The organism is Nocardiopsis ganjiahuensis DSM 45031, from assembly GCF_000341085.1.
In the GTDB taxonomy this organism is placed as follows: Bacteria; Actinomycetota; Actinomycetes; order Streptosporangiales; family Streptosporangiaceae; genus Nocardiopsis; species Nocardiopsis ganjiahuensis.
Map to the genome: position 1 here is coordinate 62195 of NZ_ANBA01000003.1, position 18733 is coordinate 80927.

An 18733-nucleotide genomic window follows, 5' to 3' on the forward strand; every position below is an offset into this window, starting at 1 on the left:
GGTGCCCGTGAGCACCGATCCCTTGAGCACCGAGCAGGAGAAGACCCCCTCCGCGGAGAGCGGGAAGCCCGTCCCGGACCCGTCCGGAAAGGTCCACTCCGCGAACTCCAACTCCACCACCTGGTGGCTGACCGGCGGTTCGGTACTGCTGGTCGGCGCCGTCGTCGCCTCGGTGGTGCTCTTCTTCGGGGGCGGGGACGGCCAGGTCACCCCGGACCCCGCCCGCGTGGCCGAGCTGGAGGCCTCCGCCGACGCCCGCCACGTCGACCAGGTCGAGAGCCTGATCGGCCACACCAGGGCCGCCCACGACGAGCTGGTCCCGGTCCTGGACTCCCTGAACGAGGTGCTGCCCGCCGACGGCTCCGCGCCCGCCGACGACTTCCCGGACGGCGAGGAGATCGACGACTGGCTCGGCACCGTACTCGCCGCCGGGGGCCACTTCGAACACGCCGAATCCGGCCAGACCGACTTCAACGTCACCCACGCCGGGCTGAGCGGCTCCGTCGACCTGCTCGGTTCCGCGCTGAGCGCCTACCACGCCGCCTCCCAGGCCGAGGGCGACCAGCAGGTGGCCCTGCTCGACCTCTCCGCGGACCTGCGCGACCAGGCGGTCAAGGCCTGGTCGGTGGCGGCCACCCAGCTGGACGTGGTCAGCATCGACGCCGGACACGGCCACATCCACCTGTACCTGCCCTCCGAGCCCGGCAGCGGCGCCCTCCAGCCCGACGAGGCCGAGGAAGGCGAAGGGGCCTCCGGCGGAGCCCTCGGACACGACGACCACTGAGACCACGGACAGGGGTACACATGACACGCATCGGAGTGTGGTTGGTCGGGGCCCGCGGATCGGTCGCCACGACGGCCGTCCTGGGCGCGCTGGCGGTCCGGGCGGGCGCCGCCGAGCGGACGGGGTGCGTCACCGAACGTCCCGAGTTCGCCGACGCGGACCTGCCCGGGCTCGCCGACCTGGTCTTCGGGGGACACGACGTCTCCGACACCCACCTGGCCAAGAGCGCGGAGCCGTTGGCCAGGTCCGGGGTGATCCCGCCGCACCTGCCCGAGGCCTTCGCCGAGGAGTTGGACGCGGTGGACCGGCGGATCCGCCGGGGCGTCCATCCGAACCCCGAGGGGTTCGCCCGGTGCCATGTGGACCGCCTGGAACAGGACCTGCGCGCATTCGCCGAACGCGAGTCGGTGGAGCGCGTCGTGGTCGTCGACGTCTCCAGTACCGAACCACCCCCGGCCCGGGCCGCCGAGCTCGTCGAACCCGACCTCCTGGAGGCGGCTCTGGACGCCGGGACCGCCCGGGTTCCGGCGAGCTCGGCCTATGCGTACGCGGCCCTGCGTGCGGGGTGCTCCTTCGTGGAGTTCACTCCCAACGCGGGGCCGCGCCCGCCCGCGCTGGCCGCCCTGGCCGAGGAGCTGGGGCTGCCGTGGGCGGGATCGGACGGCAAGACCGGGGAGACCCTGGTCAAGAGCGTGCTCGCGCCGATGTTCGCGGCCCGGGCGCTGCGGGTGCGCTCGTGGTCCTCGACCAACCTCCTGGGCGGCGGCGACGGCGCGACCCTCGCCGACCCCGACAGCAACAGCAGCAAGACCTCCTCCAAGGCCCGAGGGCTGGAGCACCTGCTGGGACACCCGGTGGACGGGCCCCTGCACATCGACTACGTGCCCGACCTGGGCGACGCCAAGACCGCCTGGGACCACGTGTCCTTCGAGGGTTTCCTGGGTGCCCGGATGAGCCTGCAGTTCACGTGGTCGGGCTACGACTCGGCGCTGGCCGCGCCGCTGGTCCTGGACCTGGCCCGGCTGACCGCCCACGCCCACCGGACCGGTCGGGTCGGTGCGGTGCCGGAGCTGGGCTTCTTCTTCAAGGACCCGGCCGGGAGCGACGTGCACGGCCTGGCCGAGCAGTGGCGGGCCCTGACCGCCTGGTGTTCGGCGCCGGGGAACCGGGAGGAGGGTGAGGCCCGATGACGGCCGGACTCCGCTCCCTGGCCCGGCTGGTGCGCCTGCCCGCGGCCCTGACCGTCCTCGGCGACAGCCTCACGGGGGCCGCCGCGGCCGGACGGCTGCACGAGCCCCGGACCTGGGCGCTCCCGGCGGCCTCGGTGTGCCTGTACTGGGCCGGGATGGCCCTCAACGACTACGCCGACCGCGATCTGGACGCGGTCGAGCGGCCCGAACGCCCCATCCCCTCCGGGGCGGTGAGCCCCGGCGAGGCCCTCGCGGCCGCGGCCGGGCTCACGGCGGCCGGGGTGGGTGTGGCCGCGCTGGCCGGCGGGCGCCGAACCGCGCTGGTCGCCTCCGCCCTGGCCGCCACGGTGTGGGCCTACGACCTCGTCCTCAAACCCACACCGCTGGCCCCGGTGGGCATGGCGGTCAACCGGGGGCTGGACGTGCTGATGGGTGCGGGCGACCGGCCCCGTGCGGCGGCACTGCCCGCCGCGGCCATGGCCGTGCACACCCTCGGGGTGACGGCGCTGAGCAGGGGCGAGGTCCACGGCACCCGTCCGGAGGTCGCCGCCGGTGCACTGGCCTGCACCCTGGCGGGAGCCGCGGTGGCGGCCTTCCCGGCTCGCACCGCGCCCGCCACCGTGCGGGGTTCGGTGGGAGAGGTGGCGGCCGGCGCCTTCGCGGGCTCCTTCGCCGCCACCGTCGGCCTGGCCCAGGGGCGGGCCCTGAACGAACCCTCCGCCGACCACGCCCGCTCCGCGACCGGGGTGGGCATCCGCGGGATGATCCCGCTCCAGGCCGCGCTGCTGTCCCGGTACGGGGCGGTGGGCACCGCCTGCGCCCTGGCGGCGGGCGCCCCGGTGGCGGCGAGGGCGTCCAAGGCGGTGTCGGTGACATGAGCGGCGGCACGAGCAGTGACACGGGCAGCGGTATGAAGTTCGGTTACGGCACCAACGGGTTCTGGGACCACCGGCTCGACGACGCCCTCGCGATCATCGCCGACCTCGGCTACGAGGGGGTCGGCCTGACCCTGGACCACCCCCACCTGGACCCGTTCTCCCTGGACGTGAACGCCCGGGTGGCGGCGATCGGCCGCAGGTTGGACTCCCTGGGGCTGGCGGTGGTCGTGGAGACCGGTGCCCGGTACCTGTTGGACGCGCGCCGCAAGCACGAACCCACCCTGGTCTCCTCCGAGGACCGCGACGTACGGGTGGACCTGTTGCGCCGGGCGGTCCGGATCGCCGACTCCCTGGGGGCGCGGGCGGTGTCCTTCTGGTCGGGCATCCTCCCCTCGGGCACCACCCCCGATCAGGGCTGGGACCGGCTCACCGCCGGGGTGGAGAAGGTCCTGGTGACCGCGGACGAGTTCGGTGTGGACCTGGCCTTCGAGCCCGAGCCGGGCATGTTCGCCGAGCGGTTGGAGGACGTCCTGGAGCTGCGGCGCAGGCTGGGCGGCCCCGAGCGGTTCCGGGTGACGCTCGACGTCGGGCACGGGGTGTGCAACGAACCTGACGGCCCCGGGGGCGCGGTCGCCCGGGCCGGTTCCCTGATCGCCAACGTGCAGCTGGACGACATGCGCCCGCACGTGCACGAACACCTGGAGTTCGGGGAGGGCGACATCGACCTGGCCGGGGTGCTGGGCGCCCTGGACCGGGTCGGGTACACCGGGCTGGCCGCGGTGGAGCTGCCCCGGCACGGGCACGCTGCGCCCCTGGTCGCCGAGCGGTCCAAGCGGGCGCTCGACGCCGCCTGGGAACGGGTTCTCGAGGACCGCCGGAACCGGGAGGCGGAAGCGTGATCGGTGTGAACAGCGACAGTGGCGACAGCCGTGGCGGCGACGACCGCGCGGACGGCGCCGCCGTGGACCCGGCGGAACTGTTGGAGCCCGGGCCCCGCGCCGCCCTGACCGAACTGCGCGCCGAGGTGGGCGAGCGCCCCGGACGCGTCGCGGTGCTCTTCCCCGCCGCGGCCCGGCGCGTCGCGCGCGGCCCCGGTCCCTCCGGCGACCCCTCGGGGACGGAGGGGCCGACCCTGGAGGACCTGGTCCGCATGGACCTGCTCGGCGTGCTGTCGAAGGTCCTGCCACCGGGTGACCTGGCCAGGGAGGTCGACGACCTCTACGAGTACGGCGACGCCGACGAGCGCCGCGCGGTCCTGCACGGGCTCGGCTGCCTGGACACCGGGGCTCCCGAGGTCGCCGCCACCGCCCGCCGCCTGCTCTCGGACGCCGTGCGGACCAACGACACCCGACTGGTCGCCGCGGCGGCCGCCAGCAGGGCCCAGTCCCTGCTCGACGACCACTCCTGGCGTCAGACCGTGCTCAAGTGCCTGTTCACCGGGGTGCCGCTGCGCCTGGTGGCGGGGCTGGAGGAGCGGGCCGACACCGAGCTGGCCCGCATGTGCGCGGACTTCGCCCGTGAACGCGAGCGCGCGGGCCGGGCGGTGCCCGCCGACGTCCACCGGGTGCTGGAGCGCTTCCCCGGGGTCCCCGGCCCCGCGGGCCCGACCGAGGGCTCACCCGTGAGCCCGCCGCGACTGCCCCCTCGACCTCCGGAGGCGTAATGCGCATCTTCGACCCGCACATCCACATGACCTCCCGGACCACCGCGGACTACCGGGCGATGTACGACGCCGGGGTGCGCGCCCTGGTGGAACCGGCCTTCTGGCTGGGCCAGCCGCGCACCAGCGTGGGCTCCTTCCGCGACTACTTCGACGGCCTGGTCGGCTGGGAGCGTTTCCGGGCCGCGCAGTTCGGCATCCGCCACCACTGCACCATCGCGCTCAACCCCAAGGAGGCCAACGACCCCCGGCTGACCGGGGTGCTCGACCTCCTCCCCCGCTACCTGGCCAAGGACGGGGTGGTGGCCGTCGGCGAGGTGGGGTTCGACTCGCGCACCGCGGAGGAGGAGAAGGCCTTCCGCCACCAGCTGGAGCTGGCGAAGGAGTTCGGGCTGCCGGTCCTGGTGCACACACCGCACCGGGACAAGGTCGAGGGCACCCGGCACACCCTGCGGCTGGTGGAGGAGTCCGGGATCGCCCCCGAGACGGTCCTCGTGGACCACCTCAACGAGACCACCGTGGAGCTGGTGCGCGACTCCGGGTGCGTGCTGGGCTTCTCCATCTACCCGGACACCAAGATGTCCCCGGAGCGGATGGTGCGGATCCTGTCCGAGTGGGGCCTGGACCGGACCGTGGTCAACTCGGCAGCGGACTGGGGGCACAGCGACCCGCTGACCACCCTGTACACCGGACAGCGGATGCTCGAGGCGGGATTCACCGACGACGACGTGGACCGTGTGCTGTGGCGCAACCCGGTGGAGTTCTACGCCCGGAGCGGCCGCCTGATGCTGGACGACGGCACGGACACCGGCGGCACCTTCTCCGGCAACTCGATCCTGCGCGGCGAACGCCCGGACCCGGGTTCCCAGGCGGGCCCGGAAGGGGGCGCCGCGTGAGGTTCCGGCACCCCGACGGCACCGTCGTCCACCTGGCCTACTGCACCAACGTCCACCCCGCGGAGGACCTCGACGGCGTCCTGCGCCAGATCCGGGTGTTCGGCGGCGGGGTCCGCGCCGCCCTCGGCACGGACCTGCTGGGGCTGGGCCTGTGGCTGCCCGCTCCGCTGGCCCGCGAACTCGCCGACGACCCCGCGCGGACCGACCGGCTGCGCAAGGGGTTGGAGGCCTCCGGGCTGGAGACCGTCACCCTCAACGCCTTCCCCTACACCGGCTTCCACGCCCCCGTCGTCAAGCACGCCGTGTACAGCCCGGACTGGACCGAGCGCGCCCGCCTCGACTACACCGTGGACTGCGCACGGATCCTGGCCCGGCTCATGCCCGACGACGCCGCCCGCGGCAGCGTCTCCACCCTGCCCCTGGCCTGGCGGGAGCCCTGGGGCCCCGAGCGCCTCACCGCCGCCCGCGACCACCTCGCCGAGCTCTCCGCCGTCCTGGACGGGCTCGCCGACGCCGGACGCCCGGTCCGGGTGGGCCTGGAACCCGAACCCGGATGCGTCGTGGAGACCACCGGGGACGCCGCCCGCCTGCTCGTGGACCTGCCCCCGCACCTGGGCGTGTGCCTGGACACCTGCCACCTGGCGGTCGGTTTCGAGGAACCGCGCACGGCGCTGGGCCGCCTGGCCGACGCCGGACTGCCGGTGGTCAAGACCCAGGCCTCGGCCGCCGTGGAGGCCCCCGACCCGAGCGACCCCGCGACCCGCGCCGCGCTGTCCGCCTTCACCGAGGACCGGTTCCTGCACCAGACCCGGGAACTGCTCGGCGGCCGCACCCGGAACCGCGACGACCTCCCCGAGGCCCTCGACGGCCCCCGCCCCCTGCAGGGGCGCGGTCCGTGGCGCACCCACTTCCACGCCCCGCTGCACTCCCCCGCCGCGGCCCCGCTGCGCGGCACCACCGACCACCTCACCGAGACCCTCTCCCACCTCCTGGGACCCGGCGGCGCCCGCACCGACCACGTGGAGGTGGAGACCTACACCTGGTCGGTGCTGCCGCAGGAGCGGCGACCGGTCGGCGAGGACGGCCTGATCGCCGGGATCGCCGCGGAACTGGCCTGGGCACGCGACCGCCTCACCGGCCTCGGCCTCGTCCAGCTCTGACCCCTCAGCCGCCCCCGCACAGGAAAGGGACCGCCCCCATGACCAGCCGACGCCTCCTCGTCGTCAACGCGGTCGGGCTCACCCCCCGCCTCCTCGAACACGCACCCCGCCTGCGCGCCCTGGCCGAGCGCGGCTGGCAGGCGAACCTGGACACCGTGCTGCCCGCCGTCACCTGCACCGTGCAGTCCACGTTCCTGACCGGGTCGGCCCCCGCCGACCACGGCGCCGTCGCCAACGGCTGGTACTTCCGGGACCTGGGCGAGGTGTACCTGTGGCGCCAGCACAACCGCCTGGTGCAGGGCGAGAAGGTGTGGGAGACCGCCCGCCGCCACCGCCCGGGCTTTCGTACCGCCAACATCTGCTGGTGGTACGCCATGGGCGCCACCACCGACTGGACCGTCACACCCCGGCCGGTCTACCACGCGGACGGGCGCAAGTCCCCGGACTGCTACACCCGGCCCGTGGAACTGCACGACGAACTCACCTCGGAGCTGGGCCCCTTCCCCCTGTTCAACTACTGGGGCCCGACCGCCTCGATCCGCTCCACCGAGTGGATCGTCGCCGCCACCCGCAAGCTCCTGCCCAGGGCCGATCTGACACTCTGCTACGTCCCGCACCTGGACTACGACCTCCAGCGCTTCGGCCCCGGATCAGAACAGGCCCGGGAGGCGGTCCGCGACCTCGACGCCGCCCTCGCGCCCCTGCTCGACGACGCCGAGGCCGCCGGGACCGCCGTCATGGTGCTCAGCGAGTACGGGATCACCCCCGCCGAGAAGCCGGTGGACGTCAACCGGCTGCTGCGCGAGAAGGGGTTCCTGGAGGTCTACACGCAGGAGGGCATGGAGTACCTGGACCCGTGGGCCTCCCGGGCCTTCGCCGTCTCCGACCACCAGTGCGCGCACGTGTACGTCCAGGACCCCGCCGACCTGCCCGGGGTCACCGAGCTCCTCCGTGGACTGGACGGGGTCGAACTGGTCCTGGACCGCGGGGCCCAGGCCGGCTACGGGCTCGACCACGAACGCTCCGGCGAGCTGGTCCTGTTCGCCGACCCCGGCGCCTGGTTCACCTACTACTACTGGCTGCGCGACGAGTCGGCCCCCGACTTCGCACGCGGCGTCGACATCCACCGCAAGCCCGGGTACGACCCGGCCGAACTCTTCCTGGACCCCGCCGACCCGATGGTCAAGGCACGGGCGGCCGCCAACCTGGTCCGTAAGAAGGTCGGCCTGCGCTACACGATGAACGTCGTCCCCCTGGACCCGGGCTGTGTCCGGGGCACGCACGGGCGCCCGCACGACACCCCTGAGGACGGGCCCCTCCTGCTGTGCACCGAACCCGCGCTCGCCCGGGACCGTATCGCGGCCACCGAGGTCCGCGACCTCATGCTCGGCCTCGTCGGTGTGCCGGCACCGACGGGGTCGACCCCCCTCTGAACCGACCGGCCACCCAGGGGCCGTCCCCGCACCGGAACTCGCGGCCCCGACCCCGACCAACACGAAGGAAGCCAGATGACCAGACCGGTCACCCTCTTCACCGGCCAGTGGGCCGACCTGCCCTTCGAGGAAGTGTGCGCGCTCGCCGCGTCCTGGGGCTACGACGGCCTGGAGATCGCCTGCTGGGGCGACCACCTCGACGTCACGCGCGCCGCCGTGGACGACGAGTACGCCCAGGAGCGCCTGGACATCCTCAAGCGCCACGGCCTCGGTGTGTGGGCCATCTCGAACCACCTCCTCGGCCAGGCGGTGTGCGACGACCCCATCGACCAGCGCCACAAGGACATCCTGCCCTCCCGGGTCTGGGGCGACGGCGACCCCGAGGGCGTGCGCCGGCGCGCCGCCGAGGAGATGAAGCTGACCGCACGGGCCGCCGCGAAACTCGGCGTGTCCACGGTGGTGGGCTTCACGGGTTCGGCCATCTGGAAGTACGTGGCGATGTTCCCGCCGGTGGGCGACGACGTCATCCAGGCGGGCTACCGGGACTTCGCCGACCGCTGGAACCCGATCCTGGACGTGTTCGACGAGGTGGGCGTGCGCTTCGCGCACGAGGTGCACCCGTCGGAGATCGCCTACGACTACTGGTCGACCCAGGCGGCGCTGGAGGCCGTGGGCCACCGGGAGGCCTTCGGCCTGAACTGGGACCCCAGCCACATGGTGTGGCAGGACATCGACCCGGTCGGCTTCCTGTGGGACTTCCGGGACCGGATCTACCACGTGGACTGCAAGGACGCTCGCAAGCGCGTGGGCAACGGCCGCAACGGCCGCCTCGGTTCGCACCTGCCCTGGGGCGACCCGCGCCGCGGCTGGGACTTCGTGTCGACCGGCCGCGGCGACGTGCCGTGGGAGGCCTGCTTCCGCGTGCTGAACTCGATCGGCTACGAGGGGCCGATCTCCATCGAGTGGGAGGACGCGGGCATGGACCGCCTCACCGGTGCCGCCGAGGCGGTGAAGTTCGTGCGGGCCAACGCCTTCGACCCGCCCGAGAGCTCGTTCGACTCCGCCTTCGGCTCGGACTGACCGGGTTCCGTTCCGGCGGAGCGAGCGCCCGGTGCCACGGGAGGGGCCCGTGGCACCGGGTTCACATCATGGGGGCGATGACCACGCGGTAGTGGCCGCCGTCGGCGGTGTCCACGTCGTGTCGGAAGTCGTTGACCCGGTTGACCGAGCGCTGCACCGCGTCGCTCCGGAAGGCGCTGGTGTCCACCGTGGGCAGGTGCTCCCGGAGGGCGAGGACCGCCTCGTCCACGGACATGGCGGTGCCCCGGTGCTGCGGGGTGATGCGCTGGCCGTCGTCGGTGATCCGACTGATCGCGATCCGGAACATACCGGTCTCCCTGCGCCGTTGGGGGGTTGTCACCGGCATTCTCCCCCATCGGCGGCGGGGCTGTGAAGGCCGTGGGACCCGCTCAGACCTCCAGGGTCTCCTCGATGCCCTTGAGGCTGTACCGGGCCAGGGCCAGGTTGCCCCGGGACCGGTCCAGGGCCAGGTAGAGGAAGAGCCCCTGGCCCTTGCGGCTGGTGAGCGGGCGGATGACGTGGTACTGCCCGGACAGGGTGATGAGGATGTCCTCGATCGCGTCGTTGAGGCCCAGCTGGTCCATGGTCCGCATCTTGGCGCGGACCACCTCGGTGTTCCCCGCCGCGGCGACGGTGAGGTCGAGCGCGTTGGTCGAGGAGAGCGTTCCGAGCGCCATACCGCTGCTGTAGTCGACCACGGCGGCGCCGACCGCCCCGTCGATCTCCATCATTTCCTTGAGCCCGGCTTCGATGTTCGGCATGTCCTTCTCTTTTCTTTGGTTGAGCCGACGCAGCACTCTCCGGTCGGCGATCCAACGACGCAGTCCCTGAGCGCGGCGCGGGGCGGGGCCAGCGGTCACGCGACCACCGTTCCGCTCCGGACCCGTCCCAGGGACAGGGAGCGGAGCGCGGTCAGGACGCGTTCCAGCACCGGGCGGTCCACGGCGACCAGGGCCCGGGGCCGAACCTGGCCGCCCCGGCCCCGGCGCGGCGGCCGGCCCTGGTCCCGGCTCGGCAGCTCGACGCTGTCCGCGAGGTCGCGCAGACGGCGCAGGGCGAACCCGAGGTTGCCCCGGTCCCGGTCCATGCGCACCTGGACGCAGAACTCGGAGCCGCGCAGGACGGCGAACAGCAGGTGGTGGTCTCCCTCGGTGACGACCACGTCCTCGACCACCTGCGTGGTGCAGAGCGGACCGCCCTGAATGGCCTGGAGGATCGCCGCCGTGCCCGGCACCGCGTCGCTCTCGTCACGGCCGACACCGTTCAGGGCAGAGCCGGCGCGCCAGTCGACGAGACAGACACTGCACACCCCCGGCGTCCGGAGCATCTCCCGCATCTGCTGATCGATGGCGAGCACGGTGTTCCTTTGCGGATCAGGGCCGACGGGAGCGGCCCGCGGGTGAATCAGAAAACGTCCTTCGGGGACAGCACGAGAATAGGACTCCGGGCTCCCCCTCGCAGGGTTTTCCGTCATTTATCGCATCTTGGCTGGTGAAACGGGCATTGCCCAGGAAAGCGTGGGAGGGGAATTTTCTACAGAATGTACGGCTAGCAGGCTCGAAAACCAGCGATAAGAAAGAAAGCGAAGGTCGTTCTTCCCTGAGCGATTTAATGCTTTTCGGGACTTCCGTTCCCCCGACTGCCACGACGGCCGCCTTCACGGCAGCGCCCGGGCGCTCCGCGGAGACCGGGGCGCGGGTCGCGGCGGCCCCTGAACGGTTCAGGACGCTGACCGGGGAACGGACGCGCCGACCAGATCGCGGACGCCGCCCTCGCCGGGGTCCGCCCGGCCACGGGCGCCCTCTACTGAGGGCACCGGCCCACAAGAACGGGGAGCCCCGCCGACAGGACGGACCGGCGGGGCTCCCCTTCGGATCGACTGGAGCTCAGAGCCAGGAGACCCTGGAGCTCTCCAGGTCGTAGCGGGCGGCGACGACCTCCAGACTCCCGTCCGAGACGAACCCGCCCAGTTCGTCGTCCTCGCGGAGCCGTTCCGCGATGTGCCGGGCGTTGGCCCGGACGCAGTCGTCGAGGAAGTCCTCACCGTCGTCGGGGGTGGACTCCACGACCTCCAGGATCTCCCCGACCAGGCCGCCGACGTGGCCGTGCGGCAGTTCGCCGGTGCGGTGGGCCTCCACCGCGGCGTCAACGGCTCCGCAGCTCTGGTGGCCCATGACCACGAGCAGGGGCGTGTGCAGGTGTTCGACCGCGTAGGTGAGGCTGCCGAGCACGGAGCCGTCCAGGACCTGGCCCGCCGAGCGGATGGTGAAGAGGTCGCCCAGCCCCTGGTCGAAGACCAGTTCCGGGGGCACCCGGGAGTCCGCGCACCCCAGGATCACCGCGAAGGGGTTCTGACCCTCGACCAGCTGGGCACGGCGCGCCCTGCTCTCGTGGGGGTGTCTGGAGGCGTGGCGGTACCAGCGCTTGTTGCCCGCCTTGAGCAGGCGCAGGGCCTCCTTCGCGTCACGGGCGGCGGGCGCGGCGGAGGCCGTGTCCGCCCAGGCGGAGGAGGGCAGGGTGGTAGCGGCGGCGGCGGCGCCGACGCCGCCGAGGAGCGACGCCTTGAAGGCGCCGCGACGGGTGATGGCCATGGGGGCCTCTTTTTCCGTTTCACGAACAAAAGGACTTTTGTCAGCAAAGCGGAATGAAGCTACTCCTGGGGCGAGGGGGTTCTCAAGAGGATTGACACGTTCCTAACGCGCCGGTTCCGGCCACACCCGTGCGGTCCCAGCCGTGCCGGCTCAGACGTGGCGGCGGGACTGCACGAAGTCGAACCTTCCCGCCACGAACCGGGGATCGGTCAGAGACGAGGTCGCCGCGGGGTTGGCACCCGACCCGTGGTAGTCGCTGAAGGCCGCGGACTGGTTGACGAACACCTCCTGGGTGAGGTTCGCGGACAGGTTCACCCCGGCGTCCAGGGCGACGTCCTCCGCGCGTTCCAGCACGTCCTCGTCGGTCGAGTACACCGCCGCGGTGATGGCGCCCCTCTCCGTGACGGTCTCGCCGAGCAGGCGCAGGGACTCGTCGGTGTCGGCCGTGGTGATCACGAAGGAGATCGGGCCGAAGTGCTCGCGCCCGTACACCTCCCGGTCCTCGGCGCCGAGCCGGACCAGGGCCGGGGTCCGCACGACGGCGTCGGGGAACTCCGGGTGCGCGGGCGCGGTCGGGGCGAGCAGGACCTCCCCCAGCTCCGCGACGGAGTCCACGCGGTCCCGCACCCCGTCGCTGACCACGGCGCCGAGCACGCCCACGAGGCGTGCGGGGTCGGCGGCCAGTTCGGCGAGGGCCGCGGCGAGGTCCGCCGCGAACTCGTCTGCACCGCAGTGGCCCTCGTCGGTGGCCAGGCCCGCGGCCGGGACGTAGATGTTCTGCGGGGTCGTGCACATCTGGCCGCTGTACAGCGCCAGGGAGTGGGCCAGGTTGCCGAGCATCGGACGGTAGGCGTCGGTGGAGTCGACCACGACCGTGTTGGTCCCGGCCTTCTCCGTGCTGACGAAGGCCTGGCGGGCGTTGTCCTCCAGCCAGTCTCCGAACTCCGTGGAACCGGTGAAGTCGACGATCCGCACCTCGGGGCGCAGGGCGAGGTCGGCGGCGAGGCGGTCCTCGGGCGCCTCGGCCGCCAGCAGCACGGTGTCGGGGTCCAGCCCTTGCTCCGTCAGCACGTCGCGGGCCACGGCCACGGTGATCGCCAGCGGCAGGACCGCGCCCGGGTGGGGCTTGACGATCGTGGTGTTGCCGGTGACCAGGTTGGCGAAGAGCGCGGAATAGGAGTTCCAGGTGGGGAAGGTGTTGCAGCCGATGACCAGGCCGACCCCGCGGCCGCGCGCGGTGTAGCGCTTGGCCATGGTGATCGGGCCGCCGCGGCGCCGGGGCTTCTCCCACCGCGACTCCCCCGCGTAGTGCTCGATCATGTCGTAGCCGTAGGCCACCGCCTCCAGACCACGGTCCTGGGCGTGCGGACCGCCCGCCTGGAAGGCCATGACGAAGGACTGGCCGCTGGTGTGCTGTACGGCGTGCGCCATCTCGAAGCTGCGCCGGTTGAGCCGGTCGAGGACCTCCAGGCACACGCCCGCCCGCACGTCGAGGGGCACGCGGCGCCAGGAGGTGAGGGCCCGCCGGGAGGCGGCGAGGAGGGCGTCGGCGTCGGCGCGCGGGTAGGTGACGTCGAGCGGCAGGCCGTAGGGGGAGCGCTCCGTGGCCACGCGGCCGCGGTCGCCGGGACCGTCCAGCGGGAAGTCCCGGCCCAGCAGCGCCCTGAAGGCCGCCTCCCCCTCGGAGGCGGCGCCGTCCCCGTAGACCGAACGGCTCGGCGACTCCGGGTAGGCGGTGTGGTGGTGTCGTCCGCGGATCGCCGCCACGGCGCCGTCAAGGGTCGCCCGGTGTCGTTCGAGCAGGTCCGGGGGGTGCGTCGCCACGGCTTTCGCCCTTCCTCAGGTGGTGGTCCGGGGTCTATGGTGTATTACCAACCGACCGTTCGTTAAGTTAGCAAATCCTCGTGAGGGAACGACACCGCCGGCCCGCCCGCCTCCCGCGCGTCCGCCCCCGCCACAAGGTAGATTCGACAACCGTGTCCCGATCTTCCGCAACCGAACCAGCAGCCCCTCGACAGACCGGCAGGCGCCGCTCCGGCCGACCGGGGCACGACGCCGACTCCGTGCTCCGCGTGGCCGCGCGCGTGTTCAACGAGCGCGGGTACGACGGCACGAGCATGGAGGACCTGGCCCGCGCCCTCGGCGTGACCAAGTCCGCGATCTACCACCACGTCACCGGCAAGGCCGAGCTGCTGCGCCAGTCCCTCGACCTGGCCATGGACGCGCTGTTCGAGGTCACCCGCGAGGAGGGCGCGACCTCCGGCCCGGCCATCGCGCGGCTCGAACACGTCATGCGCGGCAGCGTCCGGGTGCTGGTGGAGGAGCTGCCCCACGTCACCCTGCTGCTGCGGGTGCGCGGCAACACCGAGGTGGAGAAGCACGCCCTGGAGCGCCGACGCCGGTTCGACCACCTCATCGCCGACCTGGTCCGCGAGGGCGTCGTCGACGGTGACATCCGCAGCGACGTCGACCCCGCGGTCGCCTCCCGCCTGCTCTTCGGCATGGTCAACTCGATCGTCGAGTGGTACAAGCCGGACCGCGGCATGGCGTGCGAAGAGATCGCCGACTCGCTGTGCCGCATCGCTTTCGAAGGGCTCCGCACCCACCGGGACTGAGCGTCCGCGTGTGCCCAGCATCACCCGGGCGCCCCGTCGGCCGAGAACACCCATGGGCCGCAGGGTTCTCTCCGCGCCGCCCCCGTGCGCGGCAAGGGGGTGTCTCGCCGGCGCGCCCGAAGAAGGGAAGAAGGTCCTAAAGTGGAATCATCCCCTCTTTTCCCTTTTCTTCTTTCTCCCCTTCTCCCCGGAGCCCTGCGCCATGATCGACCATTTCTCGTACGGTTGGTGGACCCCCGCCGCCGCCTACGTCCTCTCCGTCGTCGGTTCGTTCATCGGGCTCAGGTTCGCCCTGCTCGCCAGGGACGCCTCCGGCCCCGGGCGCGGGCTCTGGCTGGCCCTGAGCGCCGCCTGCCTCGGCGGCACGGCCATCTGGTCCATGCACTTCGTGGCCATGCTCGGCTTCCGCATCCAGGGCGCGCCGATCCGCTACGACACCGCGCTCACCGTGCTCAGCGGCCTGCTGGCGATCGGGGTGATGGCGGTGGCCCTCACCCTGGCCACCGCGCGGCCGACGCCTCCGTGGCTCATCGGCGGCGGCCTGATCGCGGGCGCCGGAGTGGTGGGCATGCACTACATGGGCATGGCCTCGATGAACGTCCACGGCCACCTGCACCACAACCCCCTGTTCGTGGGGGCCGCGTGTGTGATCGCGGTGAGCGCCGCCACGGCGGCGCTGTGGTTCGCCCTGAACGTGCGCCGGGCCTCGTACTCCCTGGTCGCCGCCCTCCTCATGGGAGTCGCCGTGTCGGCCATGCACTACACCGGGATGTTCGGCATGAGCTTCACCGCCGCCGACCACGTCCCGCTCACCCCGCCGCCCGGCGCGAACACCCCGGACCTGCTCCTTCCACTGATCACCGGCCTGTTCGTCTTCCTGATGATCTGCAGTCTCTTCCTGCTGCTGAACGTGGGCGAGGACACCCGCCCCCGCCGTTCGGACCGCGCAGAATCCGCATGAAAATCAATTGGCCACATCAGGCCACTAAAGCCCCTGGTAATAAATAACGGACATCTCTACGCTCCATAAACAGCAGCCACAAATGTGACCTGCGTCATGGAAAGCAGAGAACAGGGACCGTGTCCGATCTCCTCCCCCAAGGCTGGATGACGCCCGCGATCGCCTACACCATCTCGGCGATCGGTTCCTTCCTGGCCCTGGCCTTCGCCTCCAGGGCCCGCCGGGCGACGGGTTTCATCCGGTGGCAGTGGCTGGGCCTGGCGGCGCTCTCGCTAGGCGGCATAGCCGTGTGGGCGATGCACTTCGTCGCCATGCTCGGCTACACCGCCCCCGGATCGCCCCTTCGCTACGACGTCCTCCTCACCGCGATCAGCGGGGTCATCCCGATCCTGGTCACCGGTACCGCCCTCCACCTGGTGCTGCGACGCCCCACCGCGGCCCGCCTCCTGACCAGCGGCACCCTCGTCGGCATCGGCGTCGTCGCGATGCACTACACGGGTGTGGCCGCCATGAACACGCACGGGGAGATGCACCACGACCCCGTCTACATAGCCCTGTCGTGTGTGATCGCCGTGGCCGCCGCCACCGTCGCGCTGTGGTGCGCCCGGGACCTGCGCGGCCTGCCCAGCATGCTCCTCGCCGCCCTGGTCATGGCGGCCGCGGTCACCGCCATGCACTACACCGGTATGGCCGGGCTCCACGTCGTCCCGCCCGACTTCACCCCCATCGGCGCCCCCGACGGGGCCAAGGCGCGGGACCTGATCCTGCCCCTGATCACCGGCCTGTTCGTCTTCCTGCTGATCTGCAGCCTCTTCCTCCTGCTCGGCGGCGACGAGGAGAGGGAGCGCCGGGACTACGCCCGCCCCTCCCACCGGGCGGCGGAGCACACCGTCCAGAGCTCCGACGCGTCCTACCGTCCTCGGCACGGGTCGCCGGAGGGACCGCCACCGAACCGTTCCCGCCCCGCCGACGACGTGTGGACACGGCGCCGCTGAGGCGGTGGAGGCGGCCCGACGACCGGCTCCCGGAAAACCACTGGCACCGGCCCGGGACCCTGTCCTAGGGTCGGTGCCGTGCCGTGCGGCCCGCGCCGGCCGCTGACGAGAGGAGTCCGCCATGGTTCTCACCATGTCCGTCCCCAGTTCCGAACTTCCTTTCGTCAGCGAGCCGTAGGTCGCGTCCACCCCTTCCCGGAACACCCGGGGAACAGCCCGGCCCCGCCCCTTGGCACCGGCTCGCGCTCCGCAGAGAGAGCGCAGTGAGTCACCACAGCGAGAACACCACGTCCGAGACCGACTTCGCCCACCCTCTCAGCGGGTTGGGCTGGAACCCCCGTGTCGAGGCCGCCTTCGACACCGCCGCCCGAAGCTCCCCGCACGTCCTGCTGCCCGCCCGGGTCGCCGAGGCCCGCCGCGGAGCGGTCGGCGTCCGCCTGCCCCAGCACGAGACCGCGGCGCTCGCCCCCGGGGTCCGCAGGGCCGCGGAGGCCGATCACGCGTCCGCACCCACCAGCGGCGACTGGGTCGCCGTCCGCCGCTCCGGCGACACCTGGCTCGTGGAGGCCGTCCTGGAACGCACCGGGACCCTCGTCCGCCAGGGCGTGGCCAAGGACTCCCACGACCAGGTCCTGGCCGCCAACGTCGACGCGGTGCTGATCTGTGAGGCCGCCGACCAGGGCCCCAACGTGGGGCGTCTGGAACGCTTCCTCAGCCTCGCCTGGACCAGCGGGGCCACCCCGGTCGTCGCCGTCACCAAGGCCGAACTGGCCGGTGAGCGCCTGCCCGAGGTGGTCGAACTGGTCGAGTCCGTCACCACCGGCGCCGACGTGCACACCGTCAGCGCGCACACCGGTCTGGGCCTGGCCGAACTGGCCGCGCGGCTCCGCCCCGGCGCCACCTGGGTTCTGCTCGGCACCTCGGGTGCCGGGAAGTCCAGCCTGCTCAACGCACTCGCCGGGCAGCCGGTCATGGAGACCGGGGAGATCCGCGACGACCGGCGCGGCCGCCACACCACCACCCACCGGCAGCTGATCCCCATGCCCGGGGGCGCGCTGTTCCTGGACATCCCCGGGGTGCGCCGCATCGACGTGCCCGGCGACGAGAGCGGTGTCGACCGCACCTTCGCCGACGTCAAAGCCCTGGCCGAGCGTTGCCGGTTCGGGGACTGCGCCCACGGCAGCGAGCCCGGGTGCGCGGTCAACGCCGCCGTGGACGACGGGGAGCTGGACGCCCGGCGCCTCGAACGCTGGTACAAGCTGCGCCGCGAGGCCGAGTGGAACCGGTCCAGGGGCGACGCCCGCATGCGCGCCGAGCGCCGCAAGGAGTGGAAGCGCAACGACCGCGTCGGCAGGGAGGCCGCCCGCCTCAAGCGCGGGTACTAGGTCGTGTTCCGCGGGTCGGTCCCGGAGCGGTACAGGTTCCGGGACTGCTCGCGGAGGATCTCCATGCGGCGCTCGACCGGTGGATGCGTTCCGAGGACGCGGCCTGTCTTGGCCGGCAGGGCGACGATCGCCATCGCATCGACCCCGCGGCGCAGGTCCTGGGTCGGCAGTGCGTCCCGGTGCTCCTCCAGCCGGCTCAGGGTCGCGGCCAGGACGGAGGGCGCCCCGGTCAGCTCCGCGGCAGCCCGGTCCGCGGCCAACTCCCGCTGACGGCTGAGCACAGCTGTGGCCGCGAGCCCGGGCAGCGACAGCACGGCCCCACAGAAGATCAGCGGCACCACCCCGAACAGGTAGACGAGCCCCGTCGCGATCCGGAGAACGACGACGAGGGCGCCGACCGGCCCGGCCGCCGCCCCCGGGGCCGGGTCGACCTCCGGAAGCCCCGCCATGACCTCCGCCTTGTCCTCCTTCGCCGTGAGCACCGTCTCCCAGTCCCTGCCCTGCCTGCGGGCGACAGCGGTGAGCCGGACGTCCCACCACTCGAATGCGGTGTGCAGGGCCGCCGTCAGGTAGACCGGCCACTGGGTGATCGCGGTCGCGAACATCAGCAGCCGCTGGTCCCGGTGGGCCACGTGGGACAGTTCGTGGGCGAGCACGGCCTCCAGCTCCGCCGCTTCCAGCTCCGTCAGGAGATCGGCGCTGACGTAGACCGTCGGCACACCGTCCCGGCAGATGTGGGTCAGCGCGTTGGCCCCCTCCAGGTCCAGGAGCCGCAGCCGCGGCCGGGGCCACCCGCTCAGCGCGCACAGCCGGTCCAGCACGGCGTGTGCCCGGGGGGCGGTGTCCGGGGTGAGCTCCACCGACTCCCGCCGGTCCACGGGGTCGTCCGGGGTCATCAGCACCACGGCCTCGCCGAAGACCAGCATGACCGCCACGGGTACGAGCCCCCACCACCAGCCCAGTTCCAGGTAGGAGGCGAGCACGCCGCCCAGAGCCGCGCACAGCAGGGCGGCGGCGACGATGACCGCCCAGGCGCGGAGCATGGCCGCGTGGGCGGAGAGGAAGGCACGCATAGGCGGAATCCTAGGAGCCGCACGGCCCGGAG

Annotated in this window: 19 protein-coding genes; 13 read left to right on the plus strand and 6 right to left on the minus strand. The window is 72.6% G+C overall.

Annotated elements, in window-relative coordinates:
- Positions 1-7 precede the first annotated feature (7 nt).
- From D458_RS0103965 to D458_RS0104010, 9 genes are all read left to right on the plus strand, one after another.
- On the plus strand, positions 8-784 hold the full coding sequence (locus D458_RS0103965) for a hypothetical protein (RefSeq protein WP_017585432.1): 777 nt from the start codon (positions 8-10) through the stop codon (positions 782-784).
- Positions 785-804: 20 nt separating this feature from the next.
- Complete coding sequence (locus D458_RS0103970) at positions 805-1974, plus strand: inositol-3-phosphate synthase (protein ID WP_017585433.1); 1170 nt, start codon at positions 805-807, stop codon at positions 1972-1974.
- Positions 1971-2852, plus strand: coding sequence for an SCO3242 family prenyltransferase (locus tag D458_RS0103975; RefSeq protein WP_017585434.1), 882 nt, complete (start codon positions 1971-1973; stop codon positions 2850-2852). Before D458_RS0103970 ends, D458_RS0103975 begins: the two co-directional genes overlap by 4 nt.
- Positions 2849-3751, plus strand: a complete 903-nt coding sequence (locus D458_RS0103980; RefSeq protein ID WP_026118981.1) for a sugar phosphate isomerase/epimerase family protein — start codon at positions 2849-2851, stop codon at positions 3749-3751. Before D458_RS0103975 ends, D458_RS0103980 begins: the two co-directional genes overlap by 4 nt.
- A 5-nt stretch (positions 3752-3756) precedes the next feature.
- Positions 3757-4515, plus strand: coding sequence for an EboA domain-containing protein (locus D458_RS32860; protein ID WP_239647885.1), 759 nt, complete (start codon positions 3757-3759; stop codon positions 4513-4515).
- The gene (locus tag D458_RS0103995) at positions 4515-5408 is read left to right on the plus strand and encodes a TatD family hydrolase (RefSeq protein WP_017585435.1); all 894 of its coding nucleotides are present in this window, start codon (positions 4515-4517) and stop codon (positions 5406-5408) included. Before D458_RS32860 ends, D458_RS0103995 begins: the two co-directional genes overlap by 1 nt.
- On the plus strand, positions 5405-6568 hold the full coding sequence (gene eboE / locus D458_RS0104000; RefSeq protein ID WP_017585436.1) for a metabolite traffic protein EboE: 1164 nt from the start codon (positions 5405-5407) through the stop codon (positions 6566-6568). Before D458_RS0103995 ends, eboE begins: the two co-directional genes overlap by 4 nt.
- A 38-nt stretch (positions 6569-6606) precedes the next feature.
- Positions 6607-8001, plus strand: a complete 1395-nt coding sequence (locus D458_RS0104005; protein ID WP_017585437.1) for a nucleotide pyrophosphatase/phosphodiesterase family protein — start codon at positions 6607-6609, stop codon at positions 7999-8001.
- 75 nt (positions 8002-8076) lie between these two features.
- Positions 8077-9081: a sugar phosphate isomerase/epimerase family protein gene (locus D458_RS0104010; RefSeq protein ID WP_017585438.1), complete on the plus strand. Its 1005-nt coding sequence runs from the start codon at positions 8077-8079 to the stop codon at positions 9079-9081.
- Positions 9082-9142: 61 nt separating this feature from the next.
- On the opposite strand, the gene D458_RS0104015 is transcribed toward D458_RS0104010, so the two are convergent.
- From D458_RS0104015 to paaN, 5 genes are all read right to left on the minus strand, one after another.
- Positions 9143-9388: a hypothetical protein gene (locus D458_RS0104015; RefSeq protein WP_017585439.1), complete on the minus strand. Its 246-nt coding sequence runs from the start codon at positions 9386-9388 to the stop codon at positions 9143-9145.
- 82 nt (positions 9389-9470) lie between these two features.
- Positions 9471-9842, minus strand: a complete 372-nt coding sequence (locus D458_RS0104020) for a hypothetical protein (RefSeq protein ID WP_017585440.1) — start codon at positions 9840-9842, stop codon at positions 9471-9473.
- A gap of 95 nt (positions 9843-9937) precedes the next feature.
- A complete protein-coding gene (locus D458_RS0104025; protein ID WP_017585441.1) occupies positions 9938-10438 on the minus strand; it encodes a hypothetical protein in 501 nt (166 codons plus the stop codon).
- 529 nt (positions 10439-10967) lie between these two features.
- Positions 10968-11672, minus strand: a complete 705-nt coding sequence (locus D458_RS0104030; RefSeq protein ID WP_017585442.1) for a carbonic anhydrase — start codon at positions 11670-11672, stop codon at positions 10968-10970.
- Between the two features lie 150 nt (positions 11673-11822).
- Positions 11823-13496: a phenylacetic acid degradation protein PaaN gene (gene paaN, locus D458_RS0104035; protein WP_017585443.1), complete on the minus strand. Its 1674-nt coding sequence runs from the start codon at positions 13494-13496 to the stop codon at positions 11823-11825.
- A 248-nt stretch (positions 13497-13744) separates the two neighbouring features.
- On the opposite strand from paaN, the gene D458_RS0104040 reads away from it, so the two are divergent.
- From D458_RS0104040 to rsgA, 4 genes are all read left to right on the plus strand, one after another.
- Positions 13745-14287 carry a TetR/AcrR family transcriptional regulator gene (locus D458_RS0104040; protein ID WP_026118982.1) on the plus strand — a complete coding sequence of 181 codons (543 nt, stop codon included), beginning with the start codon at positions 13745-13747 and terminating at the stop codon, positions 14285-14287.
- A 202-nt stretch (positions 14288-14489) separates the two neighbouring features.
- Positions 14490-15248, plus strand: coding sequence for an MHYT domain-containing protein (locus D458_RS0104045; protein ID WP_017585445.1), 759 nt, complete (start codon positions 14490-14492; stop codon positions 15246-15248).
- A gap of 119 nt (positions 15249-15367) precedes the next feature.
- Positions 15368-16243, plus strand: a complete 876-nt coding sequence (locus D458_RS0104050; protein WP_026118983.1) for an MHYT domain-containing protein — start codon at positions 15368-15370, stop codon at positions 16241-16243.
- A gap of 263 nt (positions 16244-16506) precedes the next feature.
- Entirely contained in the window at positions 16507-17628 is a 1122-nt protein-coding gene (gene rsgA / locus D458_RS0104055; protein ID WP_017585447.1) for a ribosome small subunit-dependent GTPase A, read from the plus strand.
- Here rsgA and D458_RS32865 read toward each other — a convergent pair.
- Positions 17625-18701, minus strand: coding sequence for a M48 family metalloprotease (locus D458_RS32865; protein WP_017585448.1), 1077 nt, complete (start codon positions 18699-18701; stop codon positions 17625-17627). The genes rsgA and D458_RS32865 overlap by 4 nt on opposite strands.
- Between the last annotated feature and the right edge of the window lie 32 nt (positions 18702-18733).

Bases quoted from the DNA above. Each gene is read 5' to 3' on its own strand.
- D458_RS0104005 (WP_017585437.1), top strand. From the start codon at position 6,607: ATGACCAGCCGACGCCTCCTCGTCGTCAACGCGGTCGGGCTCACCCCC.
- D458_RS0104010 (WP_017585438.1), top strand. From the start codon at position 8,077: ATGACCAGACCGGTCACCCTCTTCACCGGCCAGTGGGCCGACCTGCCC.
- D458_RS0104030 (WP_017585442.1), bottom strand. From the start codon at position 11,672: ATGGCCATCACCCGTCGCGGCGCCTTCAAGGCGTCGCTCCTCGGCGGC.
- D458_RS0103970 (WP_017585433.1), top strand. From the start codon at position 805: ATGACACGCATCGGAGTGTGGTTGGTCGGGGCCCGCGGATCGGTCGCC.
- D458_RS32865 (WP_017585448.1), bottom strand. From the start codon at position 18,701: ATGCGTGCCTTCCTCTCCGCCCACGCGGCCATGCTCCGCGCCTGGGCG.
- D458_RS0104015 (WP_017585439.1), bottom strand. From the start codon at position 9,388: ATGTTCCGGATCGCGATCAGTCGGATCACCGACGACGGCCAGCGCATC.
- D458_RS0104045 (WP_017585445.1), top strand. From the start codon at position 14,490: ATGATCGACCATTTCTCGTACGGTTGGTGGACCCCCGCCGCCGCCTAC.
- D458_RS0103975 (WP_017585434.1), top strand. From the start codon at position 1,971: ATGACGGCCGGACTCCGCTCCCTGGCCCGGCTGGTGCGCCTGCCCGCG.
- D458_RS0104020 (WP_017585440.1), bottom strand. From the start codon at position 9,842: ATGCCGAACATCGAAGCCGGGCTCAAGGAAATGATGGAGATCGACGGG.
- D458_RS0103980 (WP_026118981.1), top strand. From the start codon at position 2,849: ATGAGCGGCGGCACGAGCAGTGACACGGGCAGCGGTATGAAGTTCGGT.
- D458_RS0103995 (WP_017585435.1), top strand. From the start codon at position 4,515: ATGCGCATCTTCGACCCGCACATCCACATGACCTCCCGGACCACCGCG.